The sequence below is a fragment of the Nonomuraea cypriaca genome, assembly GCF_015645445.1.
Taxonomy (GTDB): Bacteria; Actinomycetota; Actinomycetes; order Streptosporangiales; family Streptosporangiaceae; genus Nonomuraea; species Nonomuraea cypriaca.
The window spans coordinates 1-20,308 of the sequence record NZ_JADOGI010000074.1 but is presented as its reverse complement, the minus strand read 5'-3'; the positions used below and the strand labels follow the sequence as shown (position 1 = coordinate 20,308).

The 20,308-nt window shown below is 70.6% G+C and carries 18 protein-coding genes and 1 pseudogene; 11 read left to right on the top strand and 8 right to left on the bottom strand.

Features of this window, described 5'->3' with window-relative positions; genetic code table 11:
* Position 1 precedes the first annotated feature (1 nt).
* On the top strand, positions 2 to 1,255 hold the full coding sequence (locus ITP53_RS24050; protein ID WP_195897700.1) for an MFS transporter: 1,254 nt from the start codon (positions 2 to 4) through the stop codon (positions 1,253 to 1,255).
* Here the strand turns inward: ITP53_RS24050 and ITP53_RS24045 are convergent.
* Genes ITP53_RS24045 through ITP53_RS24035 form a run of 3 tightly spaced genes read right to left on the bottom strand, consistent with a single transcriptional unit; the run spans position 1,176 to position 4,050 of the window.
* Positions 1,176 to 1,979, bottom strand: coding sequence for an ABC transporter ATP-binding protein (locus ITP53_RS24045; RefSeq protein ID WP_195897699.1), 804 nt, complete (start codon positions 1,977 to 1,979; stop codon positions 1,176 to 1,178). The two genes, ITP53_RS24050 and ITP53_RS24045, sit on opposite strands and share 80 nt — an antisense overlap.
* The gene (locus tag ITP53_RS24040; protein ID WP_328815562.1) at positions 1,976 to 3,019 is read right to left on the bottom strand and encodes a FecCD family ABC transporter permease; all 1,044 of its coding nucleotides are present in this window, start codon (positions 3,017 to 3,019) and stop codon (positions 1,976 to 1,978) included. The genes ITP53_RS24045 and ITP53_RS24040 overlap by 4 nt, the downstream gene beginning before the upstream one ends.
* On the bottom strand, positions 3,016 to 4,050 hold the full coding sequence (locus tag ITP53_RS24035) for a FecCD family ABC transporter permease (protein ID WP_195897698.1): 1,035 nt from the start codon (positions 4,048 to 4,050) through the stop codon (positions 3,016 to 3,018). Before ITP53_RS24035 ends, ITP53_RS24040 begins: the two co-directional genes overlap by 4 nt.
* A 103-nt stretch (positions 4,051 to 4,153) precedes the next feature.
* Here ITP53_RS24035 and ITP53_RS24030 point away from each other — a divergent pair, with 103 nt between their 5' ends.
* Positions 4,154 to 5,122 carry an ABC transporter substrate-binding protein gene (locus ITP53_RS24030; RefSeq protein WP_195897697.1) on the top strand — a complete coding sequence of 323 codons (969 nt, stop codon included), beginning with the start codon at positions 4,154 to 4,156 and terminating at the stop codon, positions 5,120 to 5,122.
* Positions 5,123 to 5,203: 81 nt separating this feature from the next.
* Here the strand turns inward: ITP53_RS24030 and ITP53_RS61210 are convergent.
* A pseudogene (locus tag ITP53_RS61210) lies at positions 5,204 to 5,313 on the bottom strand (PLP-dependent cysteine synthase family protein); the annotation flags it as partial.
* 325 nt (positions 5,314 to 5,638) lie between these two features.
* Between ITP53_RS61210 and ITP53_RS24025 the strand changes: the two are divergent.
* On the top strand, positions 5,639 to 6,223 hold the full coding sequence (locus ITP53_RS24025) for a sigma-70 family RNA polymerase sigma factor (RefSeq protein WP_195897696.1): 585 nt from the start codon (positions 5,639 to 5,641) through the stop codon (positions 6,221 to 6,223).
* Here ITP53_RS24025 and ITP53_RS24020 read toward each other — a convergent pair.
* Positions 6,220 to 7,182 carry an anti-sigma factor RsbA family regulatory protein gene (locus ITP53_RS24020; protein WP_195897695.1) on the bottom strand — a complete coding sequence of 321 codons (963 nt, stop codon included), beginning with the start codon at positions 7,180 to 7,182 and terminating at the stop codon, positions 6,220 to 6,222. The two genes, ITP53_RS24025 and ITP53_RS24020, sit on opposite strands and share 4 nt — an antisense overlap.
* Positions 7,183 to 7,242: 60 nt before the next feature.
* Positions 7,243 to 8,076, bottom strand: a complete 834-nt coding sequence (locus tag ITP53_RS24015) for a DMT family transporter (RefSeq protein ID WP_195897694.1) — start codon at positions 8,074 to 8,076, stop codon at positions 7,243 to 7,245.
* A 91-nt stretch (positions 8,077 to 8,167) separates the two neighbouring features.
* Between ITP53_RS24015 and ITP53_RS24010 the strand changes: the two genes are divergently transcribed.
* From ITP53_RS24010 to ITP53_RS23995, 4 genes are all read left to right on the top strand, one after another.
* A complete protein-coding gene (locus ITP53_RS24010) occupies positions 8,168 to 8,743 on the top strand; it encodes a helix-turn-helix domain-containing protein (RefSeq protein ID WP_195897693.1) in 576 nt (191 codons plus the stop codon).
* Positions 8,744 to 8,881: 138 nt separating this feature from the next.
* Positions 8,882 to 9,184, top strand: coding sequence for a hypothetical protein (locus ITP53_RS24005; protein WP_195897692.1), 303 nt, complete (start codon positions 8,882 to 8,884; stop codon positions 9,182 to 9,184).
* Positions 9,185 to 9,214: 30 nt separating this feature from the next.
* Positions 9,215 to 10,006 (top strand): polysaccharide deacetylase family protein, encoded by a 792-nt coding sequence (locus tag ITP53_RS24000; RefSeq protein WP_195897691.1) that lies wholly within the window; start codon positions 9,215 to 9,217, stop codon positions 10,004 to 10,006.
* Between the two features lie 31 nt (positions 10,007 to 10,037).
* Positions 10,038 to 10,688, top strand: coding sequence for a DUF2461 domain-containing protein (locus tag ITP53_RS23995; RefSeq protein ID WP_195897690.1), 651 nt, complete (start codon positions 10,038 to 10,040; stop codon positions 10,686 to 10,688).
* Positions 10,689 to 10,740: 52 nt separating this feature from the next.
* Here the strand turns inward: ITP53_RS23995 and ITP53_RS23990 are convergent, their stop codons facing one another.
* Both ITP53_RS23990 and typA read right to left on the bottom strand, forming a co-directional pair.
* Positions 10,741 to 13,254: a hypothetical protein gene (locus ITP53_RS23990; protein ID WP_195897689.1), complete on the bottom strand. Its 2,514-nt coding sequence runs from the start codon at positions 13,252 to 13,254 to the stop codon at positions 10,741 to 10,743.
* Positions 13,255 to 13,544: 290 nt separating this feature from the next.
* The gene (gene typA, locus ITP53_RS23985; protein WP_195897688.1) at positions 13,545 to 15,395 is read right to left on the bottom strand and encodes a translational GTPase TypA; all 1,851 of its coding nucleotides are present in this window, start codon (positions 15,393 to 15,395) and stop codon (positions 13,545 to 13,547) included.
* A 223-nt stretch (positions 15,396 to 15,618) separates the two neighbouring features.
* On the opposite strand from typA, the gene ITP53_RS23980 reads away from it, so the two are divergent.
* The 4 genes from ITP53_RS23980 to ITP53_RS23965 all read left to right on the top strand — a co-directional run bounded on the left by ITP53_RS23980 (position 15,619) and on the right by ITP53_RS23965 (position 20,136).
* A complete protein-coding gene (locus ITP53_RS23980; RefSeq protein WP_195897687.1) occupies positions 15,619 to 16,362 on the top strand; it encodes an AMP-binding protein in 744 nt (247 codons plus the stop codon).
* 52 nt (positions 16,363 to 16,414) lie between these two features.
* Entirely contained in the window at positions 16,415 to 18,847 is a 2,433-nt protein-coding gene (locus tag ITP53_RS23975) for a LuxR C-terminal-related transcriptional regulator (protein WP_195897686.1), read from the top strand.
* Between the two features lie 76 nt (positions 18,848 to 18,923).
* Positions 18,924 to 19,373 carry an AMP-binding protein gene (locus ITP53_RS23970; protein ID WP_195897685.1) on the top strand — a complete coding sequence of 150 codons (450 nt, stop codon included), beginning with the start codon at positions 18,924 to 18,926 and terminating at the stop codon, positions 19,371 to 19,373.
* Between the two features lie 10 nt (positions 19,374 to 19,383).
* On the top strand, positions 19,384 to 20,136 hold the full coding sequence (locus ITP53_RS23965; RefSeq protein WP_236051132.1) for an alpha/beta hydrolase: 753 nt from the start codon (positions 19,384 to 19,386) through the stop codon (positions 20,134 to 20,136).
* Positions 20,137 to 20,308: the final 172 nt, after the last annotated feature.

Below are 20,308 nucleotides of genomic sequence, written 5' to 3'. Positions count from 1 at the left end.
CATGGGCAGGCGGTACTGGCTCCTGTTGGCAGCGTTCCTCGCCTCCTCGCTCGGCACCTGGATCTACCGTCTGGCGCTCCCGCTGCTGGTGTACGACCTGACCGGGTCGGCGCTCGGCACGGGCTTGGTCTACGTCATGGAGTACCTGCCTTACCTGGCGCTGGGGATGTTCGGCGGGGTGCTGGCCGACCGGCTGGACCGGCGGCGCGTGCTCGTGCTCGGCGACCTCGTCGCCGCGGGGATCACGACCCTGCTCGCAGTCATCGTCACGGCCGGCGTGGCGGGGCCGGGCCCGATCTACCTGGTGGCGTTCCTGCTGGCCTGCGTGGATCCGCTCTACCAGCCCGCGTTCCGCTCGATCCTGCCGTCGCTGGTCCCCGTGGACCGGCTGCCGCAGGCGAACGCGCGGATCCACATGGGCGAGCACGCGGTGAACATGATCGGCCCGGTGGTCGGCGGCGCGCTCGTCGTGGGCCTCGGTTACCAGGTCGCGATCTACGTCGACGCCGCCACGTTCCTGGGCTCGGCGCTGCTGATCTGGCTCATCAGGACGACGCCGGCCGTGGCGGCCAGGGGGCGGTCCGTGCTCGCGGACATGCGCGAGGGGCTGCGCTTCCTCTTCCGCGGCGACAAGGTCGTGCTCACGACCGCGCTCAGCGCCCTGGCCTGCAACTTCGGCGTCTGGCTGCTGCTGGCGGGACTGGTCTACTACCTCAGCTCGTACCACGGGTTCACACCGGGCGCGATCGGCGTGGTGTACGCCTTCCAGGGGCTGGGCGCGGTGCTCGGGGCGCTGCTCGGCGGCAGGCTGATCCGCAGGTATCCGGCCGGGCCGACGATCTGCGGGGCGATCGCGGCCGGCGGCCTGTCGATGCTGGCGATGATCGCGGCGCGCGGTCCGGTGCTGATCGGGCTGGCCTGGATGGCGCAGTTCGCCGCCGCGGGAGTGTCGATCGTGGCCTCGGCGACCGTCCGTCAACTGCTCGTCCCCGACCACCTGCTCGGGCGCGTGCTCGGCACGGCCAGGATGATCGCGTTCATGTCCATCCCGCTCGCCTCGCTGGCCACGGGGGTGTTCGAGTCGGTGACGCGCAACGCGTACGCGCTGATGGGCTTCGCCGGGGTGACCTGGCTCGTCATCGCCGCGGTCCTGCTGTGGTCGCCGCTGCGGCAGGTCAGGCTCGCGGCCCTCCAGGATGCGAAATCGGGCGGATCGGCACCACCAGGGGAGTCCCCGCCACCGGATCCTCGATGACCTTGGCGTCCAGCTCGAACACCTCGCGCAGGAGCTCCTCGGTCAGCACCTCGTGCGGCGTGCCCGAGGCGACGACCTGCCCGGCGCGCATGGCCACCAGCCGGTCGGCGTAGCGGGCGGCCAGGTTCAGGTCGTGCAGGACCATGACGACCGTACGGCCCGCCTCCTGGTGCAGATGCCGTACGAGCTCCAGCACCTCCACCTGGTGCGCCAGGTCCAGGAACGTCGTCGGCTCGTCGAGCAGCAGCAGATCCGTGCCCTGCGCCAGCGCCATGGAGATCCACGCCCGCTGCCGCTGCCCGCCCGACAGCTCGTCCAGCGGACGTTCTGCCAGGTCGGCCAGTCCCGTCATGTCCAGCGCGGCCGCCACCGCGCCCGCGTCGTCGGAGGACCACTGCCGGTACCACGTCTGGTGCGGATGCCTGCCCCGCGCCACCAGGTCGGCCACGGTCAGCCCCTCGGGAGCGGTGGGCGCCTGGGGGAGCACGCCGAGGATCTTGGCCACCTCGCGGGTGGGGATCCTGTCGATCCGCTTGCCGTCCAGCAGCACCTCGCCGCCCTGCGGCTTGAGCAGCCGGCCGAGGGCGCGCAGCAGGGTGGACTTGCCGCAGCCGTTCGGGCCGATGATCGTGGTCACGGTGCCCGCCTCGACGCCGAGGTCGAGGCCGTCGACGATGAGGCGGTCGCCGTACCCGAGCTTCACTTGAGCGGCCTGGAGTCTCATTTTCTTGCCCTCCAGATCAGGTGGATCAGGTACGGGGCGCCCAGCACGGCGGTCACGATGCCGACGGGCAGTTCGATGGGGGAGAACACGGTCCTGGCGATCAGGTCGGAGCCCGTGGTGAGCACGGCGCCGATGACCGCAGAGCACAGCAGGGGCGGCTGGGCGGAGCGGGCCAGCCTGAGCGCGATCTGCGGCGCGGCGAGCGCCACGAACGCGATCGGGCCCGCCGAGGCGGTGGCCACGGCGGCCAGCAGCACGGCGGCGAGGATCATCAGGGCGCGGGCCAGGTTCATGCGTACGCCGAGGGCGGTGACCGTGTCGTCGCCGAACCTCAGGGCGTCGAGCGAGCGGGTGCCGAGCAGGGTGAGCGGCACGAGTACGACCAAGGCCAGGGCGGTGGGCGTCACGTGCTCCCAGCCGCGGGCGTTGAGCGAGCCGCTGATCCAGACCATGGCGCGGCTGGTGTCGTTGACGTCGCCGACGGTCAGGAGCCAGAACTTGACGTTCGTGAACACGGCGGCCACGCCGATGCCGACCAGCACCAGGCGGTAGCCGTCCAGGCCGCGCCGCCAGGCCAGGCCGTACACGACGGCCGCGCCGATCAGGCCGCCGAGCAGGGCGAGCGCGGGGATGCCGAGGGTGGACAGCAGGCCGCTGACGCCGCCGGTCACGCTGCCGCTGGCCACGACGCCGGCCACCACCGTGACGGAGGCGCCGGTCGTGACGCCGAGGATCTCGGGACTGGCCAGCGGGTTGCGGGCGATGGACTGGATGATGGCGCCGGACAGCGCGAGCGCGGCGCCGACCAGGGCCCCGGTCAGCGCGCGGGGCAGGCGCAACTCCATGACGATGAAGTGGGCGGCGCTGTTGACGTCGAACGTGCCCTCGACGACCTCGCCCAGCGTCATCTGGAGGTCGCCGATGCGCATGCTCATGGCCATGAGCACGGCGAGGATCAGAAGGGCCGTCAGGGTGACGGTGAGGCCGCGCAGGCGTACCTGCCAGGACATGCCGCCGACGCGCAGGGGGAGCGTGCTCACAGGCGTACCGGCTTCCTGCGGCGGACCAGGGCGACGAAGAACGGGGCGCCCATCAGCGCCAGCACCACGCCCACCTCCAGCTCACCCGGCGGCGCCACCACCCGGCCGACCACGTCGGCCACCAGCAGCAGCGCCGCGCCGATCAACCCTGAGTACGGCAGCAACCACCGGTGGTCGGTCCCCGACAGCGGACGGGCCAGATGCGGCACGATCAGCCCGATGAACGCCAGCGACCCGCAGGCCGCGACGGCGGCGCCCGACAGCAGAGTGACGGCGGCCACGCCGACGGCCCTGGTCAGGGCGATGTTCTGGCCGAGGCTCCTGGCCACGTCCTCGCCGAGGGAGAGCGCGTTGAGGCCGGGCGCGTTGATCATCGCCAGGACGAGACCCACGACGATGAACGGCAGCACCTGCCACACCACGTCCCCGCCCCTGGCGGCGATCGAGCCCGCCTGCCAGAACCTGAACACGTCCATCGCCTGCTCGTCCAGCAGCACGACGGCAGAGGTCAGCGCGGCCAGCATGGCGCTCACAGCGGTGCCGGCCAGCGCCAGCGTGACCGGCGTCGGCCCGCCCCTGCCGCCCGCCATGCCCAGCGCGAACACCGCGACGCTGGCGAGGAGCGCCCCCGCCAGGCCGAACCAGATGTAGGCGAGCAGGCTGGAGGCTTCGAGCAGGATGATCGAGGACACCATCGCGAACGCCGCCCCCTGCGTGACCCCGAGCAGTCCGGGGTCGGCGAGCGGGTTGCGGGTGTGCCCCTGCATGAGCGCGCCGGAGACGCCGAGCGCCACACCGGCCAGGATGCCCAGGATCGTCCTGGGGACGCGGAGTGAGCGGATGACGAGGTCGTTCTCGGTGCCGGTGGGGGCGGTGAGCGCGTGCCAGGCGTCGGCGAGCGGCACGGACTTGGAGCCGATGGTGACGCTCACGAGTACCGCGATCCCGACGGCGGCCAGGAGGCCGATGAGAACGGTGAGCCGGCGGTCACGGATGCCTTGGAGGCGCGGCGCGACAGCGGTGGCGCTCAACCCGTTCCTCCTCAGCGTTTGCCCGATCCTGGTGCAGTATGCCAGCTTAGGCAGGGCTAACCTAATTTAGGTTTGCCTTACTTTTACGGGAAAGGGATTCCTTATGAGGCCGTTACGTGCGCTGGCCGGAGCTGTCCTGGTGATGGGGCTCGCCGCCTGCGGTTCCGCGGAACCCGCCACCACCATCGCTCCCTCTGGCGGTGCCCCTTTCAGGACCGTCGAGCACGCGATGGGCGAGACCGTGATCCCCGCCCAGCCGAAGCGGGTGGTGGCGCTCGACCAGAGCTTCGTGGACGCCGTGCTCACCCTGGAGACCCCGGTGGTGGGGTACACGACGTACCGGTCGATCGAGACGGAGCTGCCCGGCTACCTCGGCGCGGTCGCGGAGCGGTACGGCAAGGAGGCGACCCCGGTCGGCACGCTGGAGCAGCCGAGCCTGGAGAAGATCATCGCGCTCAAGCCCGACCTGATCGTCTCGGCGAAGGTCAGGCACGAGGCCCTGTACAACGAGCTCACGAAGATCGCCCCGACCGTGTTCAGCGAGACGACGGGCGCCATCTGGAAGGAGAACCTCCGCCTCATGGGCCAGGCCCTGGGCAAGGAGGAGCTCGCGGACACGACGATCAAGTCGTTCGAGGATCGGGCCGGCGAGATCGGCGCCGCGATCAAGGAGAAGGAGGGCGAGCTGCCGACGATCTCGATCGTCCGCTTCGCCGGCGAGCCCACGACGCGCCTGTACGTGGAGAACTCCTACTCGGGCCTGGTGATGAAGGACATCGGCTTCCCCCGTCCCGAGGGCCAGCCCACCGTCCAGGACGCCATCGCGGTGGACGTCAGTCAGGAACGCATCGCCGACCTGGACGCCGACCACATCTTCGTCGCGTCCTACCCGGACCCGGCGACGGACGGGCCCAAGGAGAAGTTCGTCGGCAACCCGCTCTGGGGCCGGCTCAAGGGCGAGAAGCACGACGTCGGCGACCTGACCTGGATGAGCGCGGTGGGCATCCAGGGAGCGCACGCCATCCTGGACGACGTGGCCGGATTCTTCGACGTCGACCCCGCGAAGAGCTGAGCGCGGACCCCTCAAGAGCTGAGCGCGGACCCCGCCAAGGGCCGACCGCGGCCATGCCGGCCGGGAATAGGGGAGCCCCTATCGGTGTTTCAGTGAACCAGTCGGGGCGCCGGCTCGTCTTTCATGTAGAGGTTTACTCCCCAGTGGCAGGGCAGCGGAAAGACGTGCGGATGTGTGTCGCGACCCCGGTTGACGGCGGACTCGGCCTGTTAGACGGCCTCCGCCGGGCAGTGGTGTGCCCCAGGTACCGACGGCTCAGTGAAGCTCAGCCCCGTACGCTATCCAGTGTGACTCTGACCACTATTTGCGCGAAATTGGGTGGGTAGTGTTATGGTAATGAGACTTGTCCGGCCGCGGACGTGATCATGCACGCCGCGAGCAGATGGACGGAAACCCCTTCTGATCAAGGCGGAGACTCTAACGCGTCCCTTACCTGGGGCTTGCGATGATGGAACCGCCGTTCAGGCGGCTTGTGCCGAAACGGGGGATAGCGCAAGGGGGAATGATTTGATCACTATGACCGATGAGCAGCGTGAGAACTGGTTCGAGCGCGATGTCGTGCCCGTGACGTCGCAGCTGTTCGCTTCCGCCATGCGCCTGACCCGTAACGCCGCCGACGCAGAGGACCTGGTGCAGGAGACCGTGGCGAAGGCGTACACGTCGTACCACCAGTTCCGTGAGGGAACGAACCTCAAGGCGTGGCTGCACCGGATCCTCACCAACAACTTCATCAACGACTACCGCAAGAAGCAGCGCTCGCCCAAGCTGTCCGCCGCAGAGGACGTCGAGGACTGGCAGCTGCACGCGGCCGAGTCGCACACCTCGACCGGGCTCCGTTCGGCCGAGACCGAGGCGCTCGACCGGCTGCCCGACAACGTCGTGATGAACGCTCTGCGGTCCCTTCCCGAGGACTTCCGCGTGGCCGTCTACCTGGCCGACGTGGAGGGGTTCGCGTACAAGGAGATCGCCGAGCGCATGGGCACGCCCATCGGCACCGTGATGTCCCGGCTGCACCGTGGCCGCCGCCAGCTGCGGGGCATGCTGGAGGGCTACGCGGTCGAAGAAGGCGCCGTCCGGCTCCCCGCCCCGCGCGCGGCCTAGGCTTGACGTCCCCCGTCGATCCCCATAGCGAGATGAAGGCGGACGCGTAACACGCCGCCTTCCGAGCGCAGCTGCACGAGGTCGCAGAGCTGCCTGCTGATCCAGAGCCCGTATCCCCGAGGGGATTCGGGCTCGGGTGGTATGTAGCCTGGTAAGGGGTCGTCGAGCGCGCCGCCTGGGTCGGCGACCTCGCAGACGAGCTCCCCGCTGTTCACCCACATCGTGATCGTGCCGTGTCCGGCGCCGTGCTCGATGCTGTTCGCGGCGATCTCGGAGACGCTGAGGACGAGAGACGTGACCAGCTCGTGGTCCATGCCGGCCGCTCTGGCGTAGTCGCTGACGCGCCGGCGCAGCCGCCGCAGCTCGCGGGCGGTGAAGCTGATCGTGCGCGCGCCGGGGGCCGGCTCGGGGAGCGGGGTGCGGTCGCCGTTCAGCACCAGCTCGTGGGGCGGGACGAAGCGCGGGCTCGTCACCTCGCCGTCCGCCCCGAGCAGCAGCGGGTGGTTCACCGGGCCGAAGTCGAGCACGGTCTCGGGGACCTCGCGGAGGTCGTACAGGCATAACATGATCGACGACGTCGCGCCGAGCGCGGCGTTGAGCACGGACTCGGAGCGGATGAGCTCCCTGACCTCGCGCTCGCTCCTGCCCTCCCAGACGGGCTCGCCGATCACGAGGGTGCGCTGCCCGCGCGCGTAGTCGTGGTAGGCGGCCAGCGTGCGGTACGGGTGGCCGAACCACGTGGTGGAGACCCGGCTGTCGATGTGCTCCGCGTCGCCGCCCAGGGCCTCGTTCAGGAGGCCGAGCTTGGTCGCGCAGGTGATCACCAGCACCCGCCGGTCCTCGTCGAGCGCGGCCCGCACGCGCGGCACGGCAAGGCTCAGGAAGGACTCATCGGAGTCGTACGGCACCGCGATGTGCCGGAGCGACTCTCCATCGGAACGTGCCCGGGCAGGGCGCACGGGCGCAACGTAACAAGCTCCGGCCGGGCAACGCAACGGCTATGAGTGCCACCGCGCAGGCTACGCGACGGCTATGAGTGCCACCGCCCCGAGCGCGCACGCCACACCCGCCACCTGGATGCCCCGCAGCCGCTCCCCCAGCACCTTTCTGGCCAGCAGCAGGGTGCTGGCGGGGTAGAGCGAGACCAGCACGGCCACCAGGCTGATCAGCCCCTGCCGCTCGGCCAGCAGGTAGAGCACGTTCGCCGCCATGTCGAGCGCGCCCGCGGCCAGGATGATGTGCAGCGAGCCCGCGCCGGGCCGCAGCGCGCGCCGGGTCAGCAGGGCCAGCAGGGCCACCGTGGTGATCGAGGACATGCGCGCGCCGACCAGCGGCCACAGCCCGCTATCCGCCGGCGCCATGGCGAGCAGGATGAAGAACCCGCCGAACCCGGCGCCCGCGGCCAGCGCGATCAGCGCCGAGCCGACGGAGCCGGTACGGTCCGCGGACCTGTCCTGGCTGACCAGCAGCACCGCGCCGAGCGCCAGCACCACGCCGGCGAGCGCCCAGAACCCCGGCCGCTCGCCCGTCGCCAGCCCGTACAGCACCGGCAGCGCCGCCGAGGTGACCGCCGTCGTGGGCGCGACCACCGACATGACGCCCGTGGCCAGCGCCCGGTAGAACAGCGCCAGCCCGGCCGCGCCCGCCAGGCCCGCGAGCATCCCCCACGACAGGGCGAGGCCGCCGAACATGCCGGGCAGCACCGGGAGCAGGGCCAGGATCAGCACCAGACCGGCGATCTGCGAGAGCGCCACGACCGAGAGCACCTGGCTGCGCCGGCTGGCCAGGCCGCCGAAGAAGTCGGCCGTGCCGTAGACCACCGCACAGACGGTCGCCAGGATCACCGCGGTCATGGTCATCTCCCTTGGAGTTCAATGTGTTGTACCAACAGTACAGCTCATTGAGTGCACTCCAGTGCAAATTCATTTCACTACAATGCACTCCATGGAAGACGCGGAGCTGATCACGCAGGCCATCGCGAGCAACGTCCGCGCGCAGCGCTCGCACCGCGGTCTGACGCTGGACGCGCTGGCCGCCAGGTCGGGCGTGAGCCGGGGGATGCTGGTCCAGGTCGAGCAGGGCCGGACCAATCCGAGCGTGTCCACCCTGACCAGGATCGCCTCCGCCCTCGGCGTCACCGTGGCCCGGCTGGTCGAGGTCGGCGACGTCCCCACGGTGCGCATCGTGGACAAGGCGGACGTGGTCACGTTCCAGCAGGGGGACGTGCAGGCGCGGCTGCTCGTCGGGGCGGACACGCCGATGATCCTGGAGCTGTGGGACTGGCGGCTCGCGCCGGGGGAGCACCACGACGGCGACGCGCACCCGCCGGGCACCCGCGAGATGCTGACCGTGCTGGACGGCGAGCTGACGCTCACGGTCTACGGCAAGAGCCATGTGATCGGCAAGGACGACGCGGTGCTCTTCACCGCCGACCGGCCGCATCGCTACGCGAACCTGGGCGAGGAGCAGCTCAGGCTCGTGATGGTGGTCGCGGAGCCGCGTGAGGCTCCCGACCACTAACGAGGTTCCTGACCAATAACAGCGAAAGGCTGTCGGATCACCCCGTGGAGTTTCATGATTACTCCATGGCTTGGACGGCTGATGCCCGTAGTTGGGTACATCCTCTCTGTACGACCGAACGTCGGCAGGGGGTGGCGTGTGAGTGAGGCCCGAGCGGCGACGGAGAAGCTCCAGGCGGAGCTCCATGGTCTGGGCGTCACCAGCGCGTACGAGGTCGGCGACGCGACCATCTCCGTGTGGATCGGCCTGGTAGTGCGGTATAGAGATGGTTTTTACCGTTGGCAGGAAGGACCGGTGAAACGTCGGCATCTGGGTACGGATCCGGTCGGATGTGCCATGCGCGTGGCGCGGCGTTACAAGGAATTGCAGGCCGATATCCCACTCTGGTGGGACGACCTGGCCAGGGAACTGCGGGGGAGACCGGCCCAGGACTACCCGTAGGCCCCCGCATGCGGTGTTTCGGGGGAGAACATGCGCGTGTGGGCCCTGCCGCTGGCCCTGTTCGCCCTGGTGAGCTGTGTCGCCGACCCGGCGCCGAGCCGCCAGCACACCAGGAAGCCGGTCATGCCGTTCGGGCTGTCCGTCGCCGATCCAGGCGCTCTGGCCACATGGCTCGAGTCCATGCAGCCCGGCTGGCCGCGGAGCCGCTCGTACGACTGCGGGCACATCAAGTGCGTCGCCCTGACCTTCGACGACGGCCCCGGCGAGCACACGGGCCGGCTGCTCGACCTGCTGCGCGAGCGTGACGTCAGGGCCACCTTCTTCGTCCTCGGCGAGCGGGTGGCGGCCGATCCCGGCGGGCACATGGTTCGCCGCATCGTGGGCGACGGTCACGAGCTCGGCAACCACTCATGGAGCCACCCGCTGTTGACCGATCTGCCGTACGAACGGCTCAAGAGTGAGATCGAGCACACGGAGAACCTCGTCGAGAGGCTCACCGGGGTGCGGATGCGGGTGATGCGGCCGCCGTACGGGGCCACGGACAAGAGGGTCGCCGCCGAGACGCGCCGCGAGGGCCTCGCGCAGATCCTCTGGAGCCTCGACACCTTCGACTGGCGCGACCGCGCGCCCGCCATCGTGGCCAGGCGCGCCGGCCGGGCCAGACCCGGCTCCATCGTCCTCCTGCACGACATCCACCGCACCACCGTGGCCGCCGTGCCCCGCCTGCTGGACAGGCTCGCGAAGAAGGGCTTCACGTTCGTGACGGTCTCGGAGCTGTACGGCGACGCGCCCGCGCCCGGACGGAGGTACGCCCGAAGGTGAAGGGGCGCCCGGGGCGTGGCACCCTTGCGACATGGGTTTCACCGGCTTCCCCGACGAGGCGTTCCTCTTCTACGAGGGCCTTGAGGCGGACAACTCCAAGACGTACTTCACCCGGCACAAGCAGCTCTACGAGGACGCCGTGCGGGCGCCGATGCTGGCGCTCACCGACGAGCTGGGCGCCGAGTTCGGTGAGGCGCAGCTGTTCCGGCCCTACCGTGACGTCCGGTTCGCCAAGGACAAGTCGCCGTACAAGACGCACCAGGGCGCCTTCGTGGACGTGACGCCGGGGATCGGGCTGTACGTCGAGGTCAGCGCGACCGGGGTGTTCGTCGCCGGGGGCTGCTACACGCAGGCGTCCGACCAGGTCGCGCGCTACCGGGCCGCCGTGGACGAGGACCTCACGGGCAAGCCGCTGACGGTCATCACGGACACGCTGACGGCCGAGGGCCACTCGCTGCTGGGGGCGCGGCTCAAGACCAGGCCACGGGGGTTCGACGAGGACCACCCGCGGATCGAGCTGCTGCGGCACCGGTCGCTCCACGCGGGCCTGCACTTCGAGCCCGAGCCCTGGGTGCACACGCCGGAGATCAGGGGGCGCGTGGAGCGGGCGTGGCGCGACTACGGCCCCCTGGTCGAGTGGCTCCGTACGCACGTGCGTGGCAGCGAACTCCCCCGCCGCTGACACTCACCCCCGAACCGGCTCACCGCGCGGGGGCGGTTGGCCCCGAGGTGGCTCACCTCGGGGCGCTGGTCACCTGGTCGCCCTTGAGTATGCGGTCGACCGTCTGGCCGGCCGCCGAGGTCGCCGCCGTCGTGCCCGCCGCCAGGACGAGGGCGAGCGTCGGGGCGGCCAGGCTGCGGATGCTGCGGAGGTTGCGTACCCGCGCCCACGGCTCGCCCGCCAGGTGCATGATCCGCCACTCCCAGAACAACCCGAGCCCGATGCAGACCATCATCACCTGGCCCACCACGATCCCCACCACCTGTGCCTTGTCCACGGCCCCGATGTCCGGCTCGACGAGCGTGGAGAGGTAGCCGGACAACTCGGTCAGCAGAGCCGCGGCCGTCAGGTGCAGGGCCTTGGTCATCGGCTGGGTGCCGCGGATACGGGGATAGAAGTAGCCGAACAGGAACCCGAAGGCGGGGAGCGTGACCAGGTAGCGGCTGTCGAAGACGAAGCTGGTCAGGTCGACGCCTTCCGGGAGGCCGTACACGATGGCGAACGGCAGGCTCAGCAGCAGGCTGACGGTGAAGGCGTGGACGCCGTTGAGCCACGGCGGGCACCCCGCGGCCGTGGCGAACGCGGTCTCCGGATGCCGCCCGTGCTCGCGCAGCGCGGTCTCCAGGGCGTGCCGATGCCGGTCGAAGTCGGCCATCGACAGCTCGCCCGCGCCGAGCCTGCCGCGCCCGATGCGGTAGAGCTCCTGTTCGGAGACGTGCAGCAGGCGAGTGTGCAGGGCGGCCCTGATCAGCAACCGGTGCTCCTCCTGCGTGGCGGGCTCCGTCAGCACCAGGCGGGGGCCGGTGAGCAGCCAGCGGGCGGTCGCCCAGGCCACGAGGGACGTGATGGCCAGCAGCGGCAGCGGTACGTCGATGTCGGCCAGCGTCGTGCTGCCGCCCGGCGTGATGTAGAGGACCATCAGCACGGCGATCATCGTGGACTCGGCCACCGGGTTGTCGATCGCCGCCGGCCCGCCGCCGAGCCGCCGGAGCCGCAGCACCAGCATCACGAATCCGAGCAGGAGCAGGCCGAGCACCCCGCGGACGATCGGGTCCAGGACCAGGCTGCCGATCGTGGGCACGTCCGGCTGCGGCACGTCCAGGCTCCACGACCCGGCGTCCAGCCACTCCGTCGGCCACCCCTGCACCAGCAGGCTCGCGAGTACGGCTACCGCGACCGCGCCGCGCCGCCACTGCTTGGTCGCCACGGCCACGGCGGCGACCGGGATCATGGCCCAGCCGAGCGCGAGGACCAGGCGGATGCTGTCCGGCGGGTACACCCCGTCCAGCAGCGCCCGCAGCCACAGCGCCAGCGCCAGCAGCCCGACAGCGGCCTCGGCGGACAGCGCGGCGAGCCGTACGATCACGGGCCTGACCCCGAGGTCCACGCTGAACGCGACCGCGGACCCGGCCGCCGCGACGGCGGCCACCACTCCGCCTGCCACCAGGGCCTGGCCGGGGAGTTGCCCGTGCAGCCACGACCAGCTCAGCATGCCGAGCCCGACCAGCACCCCGAGCCCGGTCACGACCAGCAGGTCACGGGTGTCCCACGGCGGGCTGGTGGGCAGCATCCGCCCCGCGTGCCGCAGCGCGAGCAACGGCACGGCGACGAAGAGGATCACGTACGCGACCGGCGACCAGTCCTTCGCGAACAGCGGGATCAGCAGCGCCGGCGCGGCCAGCGCCAGCCCGACGACGAGCTCCCTGTTGGGCAGCCGCTGCCACCACCCCTGGCCGAGTGAGCGCAGCAGGAACACGACCAGCCCCACCGCCGTGAGCACGCCGAGCGCGGTGGCCCACGAGAAGTCGTCGGCCACCACCACGTCGGGGAACCCGAACGAGTCCGGCGCCAGCGCCATGCTCACCGGGTACGCCCCGACGCCGAACTCCAGCCGGTCCTCCTCCTCCCGGTCCGGCGTGATCCCCTCGATCCGCAGCACCGTCCACTCGCCTGGCCGCACCGCGATCGACCGCGAGGTGACGATCAGCGGGAACGCGTTGGGCCTGGCGAAGTCGAGCGTCAGCAGCGACTCCATCTCGAGCTGCCGCAGCAACGTCACCGTGAACTTGGCCGTGGTCGTCGAGGAGTCCGACGTGAGCACGGGCGCCAGGCGCGTCGTGGGCGCGAGGCCGGGGCCGCCCACCCTGACCGCCCCGAACACGGCGTCCGTGACCTGCCGGAGGGTGCCGGGGAACCCGCTGCCCCGGCGCAGCGACTCGACGAGGGTGTCGTCGGTGTCCATCCGGAGCCGGTGTACGACCGTCACCTTGACCTGGCGCTGACGGGGGTCGATCCGCCCTTCAGGCACGGGTTCGAGGTCGCCGGAGCCGGCGCTGGTGACCAGCACCTCGGTGGTGGCCCTGCGGGCCCACGCGGCGAGGGGGTCGGCGCGGGCGGCGGCCGCCACCCACGGGTTGGGGGCCGCGCTGCTCTCAGGCCGCGCGGGCCCCGCTACAGGTCTGGCCGCGACGGTGCACCAAACGATCGCCCCCAACGACACCAGCGCCAGCCCGAACGCGATTGCCATCCGGAGCTTTCCCACAATGTGGATGATTCACGCGGTTGCCCGAATGTTCTATCTCGTGGGGTCACGGTGTGATTACAGCTGCCTGCCTTGACAAAGTTTCTTAACGGCGCGACACCCTGCAGAGAATTTGTCCTAGGTGGCCGAAGACGATTACTTGCTGCCCATACTTACCCGTAAACCATATTTTGCTGGCAAATGCCAGTGAAGCCCGCTTCCCTGCGGGGCGTCTCTTCCCTGGGTTTGGGGTTTGGGTTTGGGGGGGTCGCGGGGGCTGGCCCCCGCGGAGGGGTTCAGGCGCGCTTGGCGCGGGCGGCGGCGCGGCCGCGGATGGCGGCGTCGAGCACGACCTTGCGGATGCGTACCGACTCCGGAGTGATCTCCACGCACTCGTCCTCGCGGATGAACTCCAGCGCCTGCTCCAGCGACAGCGTCCGCGGCGGGATGACCTTCTCCGTCTCCTCGCTGGTGGAGGAGCGCATGTTGGTGAGCTTCTTCTCCTTGGTGATGTTCACGTCCATGTCGTCGGACCGCGAGTTCTCGCCGACGATCATGCCCTCGTAGACCTCGGTCGTCGGCGAGACGAACAGCGTGCCGCGCTCCTGCAGGTTGAGCATGGCGAACGCGGTCACGGGGCCGGACCTGTCGGCCACCAGGGAGCCGTTGTTGCGGGTGCGCAGCTCGCCGAACCACGGCTCGTAGGAGTCGAACACGTGGTGGACCAGGCCGGTGCCGCGGGTCTCGGTGAGGAACTCCGTACGGAAGCCGATCAGGCCACGCGCCGGGACCGCGAACTCCATCCGGATCCAGCCGGTGCCGTGGTTGGTCATGTGCTCCATGCGGCCCTTGCGCACCGCCAGGAGCTGGGTGATGGCGCCGAGGTATTCCTCCGGGCAGTCGATCGTGAGGCGCTCGACCGGCTCGTGCACCTTGCCGTCGATGGTCTTGGTGACCACCTGCGGCTTGCCGACGGTCAGCTCGTAGCCCTCGCGGCGCATCTGCTCGACCAGGATGGCCAGCGCCAGCTCGCCACGGCCCTGCACCTCCCACGCGTCGGGCCGCTCGGTGGGCAGCACGCGCAGCGACACGTTGCCGACCAGCTCCTTCTCGAGCCGGTCCTTGACCATGCGGGCGGTGACCTTGGAGCCCTTGACCTTGCCGACCAGAGGCGAGGTGTTGGTGCCGATGGTCATGGAGATGGCCGGCTCGTCCACGGTGATCAGCGGCAGCGGGCGCGGGTCCTCGGGGTCGGCCAGCGTCTCACCGATCATGATCTCGGGGATGCCCGCGATGGCGATGATGTCGCCGGGGCCCGCCTCCTCGGCCGCCTTGCGCTCCAGGGCCTCGGTCATGAGCAGCTCGGTGATCTTGACGCGCTGGATCGTGCCGTCGGTGCGGCACCAGGCGACCTGCTGGCCCTTGCGCATGACACCCTGGTGGATCCGGCACAGCGCGATGCGGCCGAGGTAGGAGGAGGCGTCGAGGTTGGTGACGTGGGCCTGCAGCGGCGCGTTGGGGTCGTAGATCGGCGCCGGGATGGTCGACTTGATGATGTCGAACAGCGGCTCCAGGTCCTGCGCGTCGGGCATGCCGCCGTCCTCGGGGGCCGCCATGGAGGCCCGGCCGGCCTTGGCGGAGGCGTAGACGATCGGGAAGTCGATCTGCTCCTCGGTGGCGTCGAGGTCCATGAACAGCTCGTAGACCTCGTCGACGACCTCCTTGATGCGGGAGTCCGGGCGGTCGACCTTGTTGATGCACAGGATGACCGGCATCTTGGCGCCCAGCGCCTTGCGCAGCACGAAGCGGGTCTGCGGCAGCGGCCCCTCCGAGGCGTCGACCAGCAGCACGACGCCGTCGACCATGGACAGCCCGCGCTCGACCTCGCCGCCGAAGTCGGCGTGGCCCGGGGTGTCGATGATGTTGATGGTCATGCCGCCGTGCCTGACCGCGGTGTTCTTCGCGAGAATGGTGATGCCCTTCTCGCGCTCGAGGTCGTTGGAGTCCATCACGCGGTCGTCGACGTCCTGGTTGGCGCGGAAGGCCCCGGACTGCCAGAGCATGGCGTCGACCAGCGTGGTCTTGCCATGGTCGACGTGCGCGATGATCGCGATGTTCCGCAGGTCGTCGCGGCTGTTCAAAGGCATGATGACGTCTCGCTCTGTGTCGTGGGGGCGGCCGCGCGAAGTCGCGACCTCTTAAGTCTAGTTGATCCCCCAAGATGGCAGGTGCGGGCCGAGGTGACGGGGAGCGTACGCGCGGGCGTCCCCGGCGTTACCGGGCGGGATCGCCTGCCTCGGCGCTCTCCTACATAGCCGGTTGCACAATTGTGCGCATGGCAATCATGGCCCGGGTCCCTAGATTGTCGGCATGACCTGGACAGAGCTGGTGATGGCCGCGGCACCTACGCAGGGCGACCAGCCGGCGGTGAGCGACGTCAGGACCGGAGAGGTGCTGTCGTACTCGGCGTTCGTGCGGCGGGTCACCCGGGCCGCGGCGGGTCTGCGCCGCCAGGGTCTGCGGTTCGGCGACCACGTGCTCGTCGACGTCCCGCTCGGCGCGACGCTGCCCGTCGCGATCCACTCGGTGGCCTGGGCGGGCGGGGTCGCGGTGCTCAACAACTCCGGCGCCGCCCGCATGATGATCACTCAGCGCCATTACGACGCCGCCGCGGTGAAGGTGGAACAGGTCTACTCCTTCGAGCCGGTGCGGGGGGCCATGCCGTTCGCGGGGCTGATGAGCGAGCGCGGCATCGAGTTCGGCCCGCTGGCCGGGCCCGCGCTCACGCTCGACGGCGAGCGCCTGTTCGACCACATCGAGCTGGCCGGCGACCTGCGCAAGCTGGCCGCGCGGCTGGTGATCGGCAAGGACGACGTCGTGATCAGCGCGGTCAGCGAGGCGTTCAGGGGCCTGCGGGTGGTCGATCTGGCCATGATGTCCGGCGCCCACGTCGTGATCGCCCACGAGCCGAGCCTGATCGGCTGCCGCGTGCTGGCGGCCGAACGCCGGGCGACCATGGTCGTCGCACCATATGACCTGGCCAGACGGCTGCTCGGTGATCCGATCCTGCGTGTCGTCGACGAAAGGGCGGTCGTGAGCTCGCTTGGTCTGTGAAAAGTGCGACACTGTGGGAGAGTGTGATCCTTCCGCGACGCAGGGTGAACACATGCCACAGCCCCCACGGCACAACCTTCCGGCCGAGCCCAACCGCTTCGTGGGTCGCGAGCGCGATCTCGACGATCTGCGCGCGTTGTTCGGCGAGACCCGCGTGGTCACCCTGTGCGGGGTCGGCGGCATCGGCAAGACCAGGCTGGCCCTGCGCGTCGCCGCCGGGCTGGTGTCCGGCTACCCCGACGGGGTCTGGCTGGTGGAGCTGGCCAGGCTCGGCCGTTCCGAGCTGGTCGTCCAGGAGATCGCCCGGGTGCTCGGCGTACGCGAGGAGTCCGGCCGCCCGCTGCCGGACACCGTGACGGCCAGGCTGCGCGATCAGCGCTGCCTGCTGTTGTTCGACAACTGCGAGCACCTGGTCGACACGTGCGCGGAGGTGAGCGCCGCGCTGGTCGCGGCCTGCCCGCGGCTGAGCATCCTGGCCACCAGCAGGGAGCCGCTGCGCATCCCCAGTGAGCTGATCTGGCGGGTGCCGCCGCTCGACCTGCCAGGCACGGCGGAGGAGGCGGAGGCGGACGTGGCCGACGCCGAGTCCGTGCAACTCTTCATGGAGCGGGCGGTGGCCGCCGGCACCAGGCTGGGCCCCGGCAGCCTGCCCGACGTCGTCCGGCTGTGCCGGGCGCTCGACGGGCTGCCGCTGGCGCTGGAGCTGGCCGCGGCCCGCACGAGCCTGCTCAGCCCCGGGCAGATCGCCGACCGCTTGGACGACCGCTTCTCGCTGCTCACCACGGGCGGCCGCACCGCGCCCGCCCGGCAGCGCACGCTGCTCGCGGCCGTCGAGTGGAGCTACGACCTGCTGTCGGCCAAGGAGCAGGTGCTGCTGCGCCGGCTGTCGGTGTTCGCCGGCGACTTCTACCTCGACCTCGCCGAGCAGGTCTGCGCCGAGCCGCCCATCGCCGGCACGGAGATCGTCGACCTGCTGGGCGGCCTGGTCGACAAGTCCCTCGTGCTGTGCGACGAGAGCCGGACACGTTACTGGCTGCTGGAGACCATCAAGCGCTACGCGGTCGAGCGGCTCGACCAGGCAGGCGAGCGGGAGGTGCTGCGGGAGCGGCACCTGCGCGTGCTCTGCGAGCTGCAGGAGCGGCACTTCATCACGGAGATGGTCGAGCCCGGCGTGCCGTGGCCGCGCCGGCTCGAGGCGCTGACCATGAGCAAGCGGCTGCTCGACGACCAGCGGGTCGCGCTCGACTGGGCCGCCGAGTCCGGCAACGTGGCTCTCGGCCTGCGGATCTGCGCCACCAGCACGGGACTGCTGCCGATCGGCGGAAACCTGACCGAGATCGTGGCCTGGACCGAGCGGCTGTTCTTGCTGGACCTGTCCCACCTGCCCCCGGAGATGATCGCGCTGGCCAAGGCATACCTCGCCTACGGGCTGGAGGCCAGGGAGGAGCTCGGCCGTTCGCTGGAGACGGCCAGGGAGAGCGTGGCGGGGCTCGCGCCGGACGACCTGTTCCCGTGTTGCGTCATGCACAGCCTCATCGTCGTGGTGCTGCTGCGGATGGGCCGGGCCGAGGAGGCACTGCACCACGCGGAGGAGGGTCTGGCGCTCGCCACCCGCACCGGAGACACCTGGAACCAGGCGGCCGGACTGGCCGGGTTGTCGGCGGTGGCCCTGACCAGGGGCCGGTTGCGGGAGGCGCAGCGGCACGGCGAGGAGGCGCTGGCGCGGGCGCGCGAGCACGGGCACCGCTGGATCATGGCCAGGACCGCGACGCAGCTCGGCGCGGTGGCCGAGGCGCGCGGCGACCTGGTGACGGCCAAGGCCCAGTACGAAATGGCCGTCCCATGGCTGGAGGAGCTGGGCAACTACTCCGACCTGGCGCGCTGCCTGGCCAGGATCGGCCGGGCGGCGGCGATGCTGGGCGAGTTCGGCACCGCCAGGGAGCGGCTGGCCGCCAGCCTCGCGCTGGCCAGGGCGACCGGGCAGCGCCAGGGGGTGGCCCGCTCCCTGGTGGGGCTGTCGGTGCTCGCCGAGTGCGAAGGCGACCTCGAGGGCGCGGTGCTGGCGGCGGCGGCCGCGGCCACGTTGCGCGAGTCGATCGGGCAGCATTCGGCCACGACCCGGATCGAGGAGCTGCTCGGCCGGGCCCGCACCAAGCTGGGCGACGGACGCACCGCCGCGCTGTGGTCGCGTGGCCGGGCGATGAGCGCCGACGACGCCGCCCGCCACGTGCTGGACGGCGAGCGGCTGCCGCCGGCGGCCCCCGTCGCCGCCGAGCCCGTCAGACACTCGCTGCTGACCGCCCGCGAGCGGGAGATCGCCGGGCTGCTCACCCGCGGGTTGTCCAACCGGGCGATCGCCGGCGAGCTGGTGATCAGCCCCGCGACGGTGGCGCGGCACATCGCCAACATCATGGAGAAGCTGGGCTACACGTCGCGGGCGCAGATCGCCGTGTGGGCGGCCGAGCGCTCGAACCGGCCCGCCTGAGGGTTGCCGCTTCTGCATAGGGATCTGCATATTCCGCCCCATGTACGCATGTGGGGCCCTCCCTAGCGTGGGCCCCATGGATGAGCGCATCGTCATCGTGGACTTGGGCACCGGCCTGAAGGTCACCGAGGCGCAACTGGACGAGAGGTCCGCCGTCGCGACCGTCCAGTTGCGGCGCAGAGGAGTACGCGCGGGCGACACCGTGCTCATCTGCCTGCCCGTCGGGCCTGACCTGCTGGTGGCCACCGGCGCGGTGATGGCGGCCGGCGGCGTCATCTGCCCGGTGCCTGCGGACCTCGACCCGTGCGCGCTCAGGGACCGGATCAGAGCCAGCGGCGCCCGCGTGATGATCTCCGACGCCCCGCGGGCGCACGAGGCGGCGGAGGAGTCACGCGTACGGGTCGTGATGACCGTCGCGGACCTGAACGCCACGCATGGGGCGAGGCCCCCGCGAACCCCGCAAAAGACGAAACCCGTGGAAGAGGCGTTCTTCCGTCGCGGAGAGCGGGGCTTCCCGCGACCATAAGCTGATGTTCATGCCCTTCGCGCCCAACTTTCCCGTCATGCTCAGGACCGAGGACGGGGTACGCATCGACGCCGCCCACACCTCCTCCATGCACACCGATGTGGGGATCGTCGTGGCGCACGGCTTCACCGGCTCCTGGCGCGAACGTGCCGCGCGCCGCATCGTGCACGTGCTGAGCGGCTTCGGCGGCGTGGTCGCGTTCGACTTCCGCGGCCACGGGCGCTCCGGCGGCGAGTCGACCGTCGGGGACCTGGAGATCCTGGACGTGGAGGCCGCCGTCCGGCACGCCCGCGTGGTCGGTTACCGCAAGGTCGCGGTCGTGGGCTTCTCGATGGGGGCGGCGGTGGCCGTACGTCATGCGGGTCTGCGGGGTGGCGTGGACGCGGTGGCGGCGGTGAGCGCCCCGGCCCGCTGGTACTACCGGGGCACCAGGCCGATGCGCCAGGTGCACTGGGCGATCGAGCAGCCGTTCGGGCGGTGGGCCGCCAGGGTGACCAAGCGCACCAGGATCACCCGCGGTCAGTGGGACCCGATCCCGATGCCGCCGCACGAGGCGGCGGCGCTCATCTCGCCGGTCCCGCTGCTGATCGTGCACGGCGACGCCGACGCGTTCTTCCCGCTGGAGCACGCCCACCAGTTGTACGTCGGCGCCCGCGAGCCCAAGGAGCTCTGGGTGGAGCCCGGATACGGTCACGCGGAGGCGGCGGCGAGCCCTGACCTGGTGCGCAAAATTGGCAAATGGGTCGTCTCGAACTTTTCCTGAGTAATAGACGTCTACCTAGGGCGGATGGCAGGAAACCGCCGGGAGAAAGTCCCTGGGGAAGGAAACCGCCGAGGCGGTGGCCGTGGGACATACTGCAGTAACCAGGTGGTCGCCCAGCGTCGCGGGGGCGCGCTGGGTGCACATCCAAGGGGCCCCGCGCACGCGCGGGGCC

Coding starts and splice junctions, on each gene's coding strand:
- ITP53_RS24015 (WP_195897694.1), bottom strand. CDS start 8,076: ATGACCGCGGTGATCCTGGCGACCGTCTGTGCGGTGGTCTACGGCACG.
- ITP53_RS24050 (WP_195897700.1), top strand. CDS start 2: ATGGGCAGGCGGTACTGGCTCCTGTTGGCAGCGTTCCTCGCCTCCTCG.
- typA (WP_195897688.1), bottom strand. CDS start 15,395: ATGCCTTTGAACAGCCGCGACGACCTGCGGAACATCGCGATCATCGCG.
- ITP53_RS24025 (WP_195897696.1), top strand. CDS start 5,639: ATGACCGATGAGCAGCGTGAGAACTGGTTCGAGCGCGATGTCGTGCCC.
- ITP53_RS23965 (WP_236051132.1), top strand. CDS start 19,384: ATGCCCTTCGCGCCCAACTTTCCCGTCATGCTCAGGACCGAGGACGGG.
- ITP53_RS23980 (WP_195897687.1), top strand. CDS start 15,619: ATGACCTGGACAGAGCTGGTGATGGCCGCGGCACCTACGCAGGGCGAC.
- ITP53_RS23990 (WP_195897689.1), bottom strand. CDS start 13,254: ATGGCAATCGCGTTCGGGCTGGCGCTGGTGTCGTTGGGGGCGATCGTT.
- ITP53_RS24000 (WP_195897691.1), top strand. CDS start 9,215: ATGCGCGTGTGGGCCCTGCCGCTGGCCCTGTTCGCCCTGGTGAGCTGT.
- ITP53_RS23970 (WP_195897685.1), top strand. CDS start 18,924: ATGGATGAGCGCATCGTCATCGTGGACTTGGGCACCGGCCTGAAGGTC.
- ITP53_RS23995 (WP_195897690.1), top strand. CDS start 10,038: ATGGGTTTCACCGGCTTCCCCGACGAGGCGTTCCTCTTCTACGAGGGC.
- ITP53_RS24030 (WP_195897697.1), top strand. CDS start 4,154: ATGAGGCCGTTACGTGCGCTGGCCGGAGCTGTCCTGGTGATGGGGCTC.
- ITP53_RS24010 (WP_195897693.1), top strand. CDS start 8,168: ATGGAAGACGCGGAGCTGATCACGCAGGCCATCGCGAGCAACGTCCGC.
- ITP53_RS23975 (WP_195897686.1), top strand. CDS start 16,415: ATGCCACAGCCCCCACGGCACAACCTTCCGGCCGAGCCCAACCGCTTC.
- ITP53_RS24045 (WP_195897699.1), bottom strand. CDS start 1,979: ATGAGACTCCAGGCCGCTCAAGTGAAGCTCGGGTACGGCGACCGCCTC.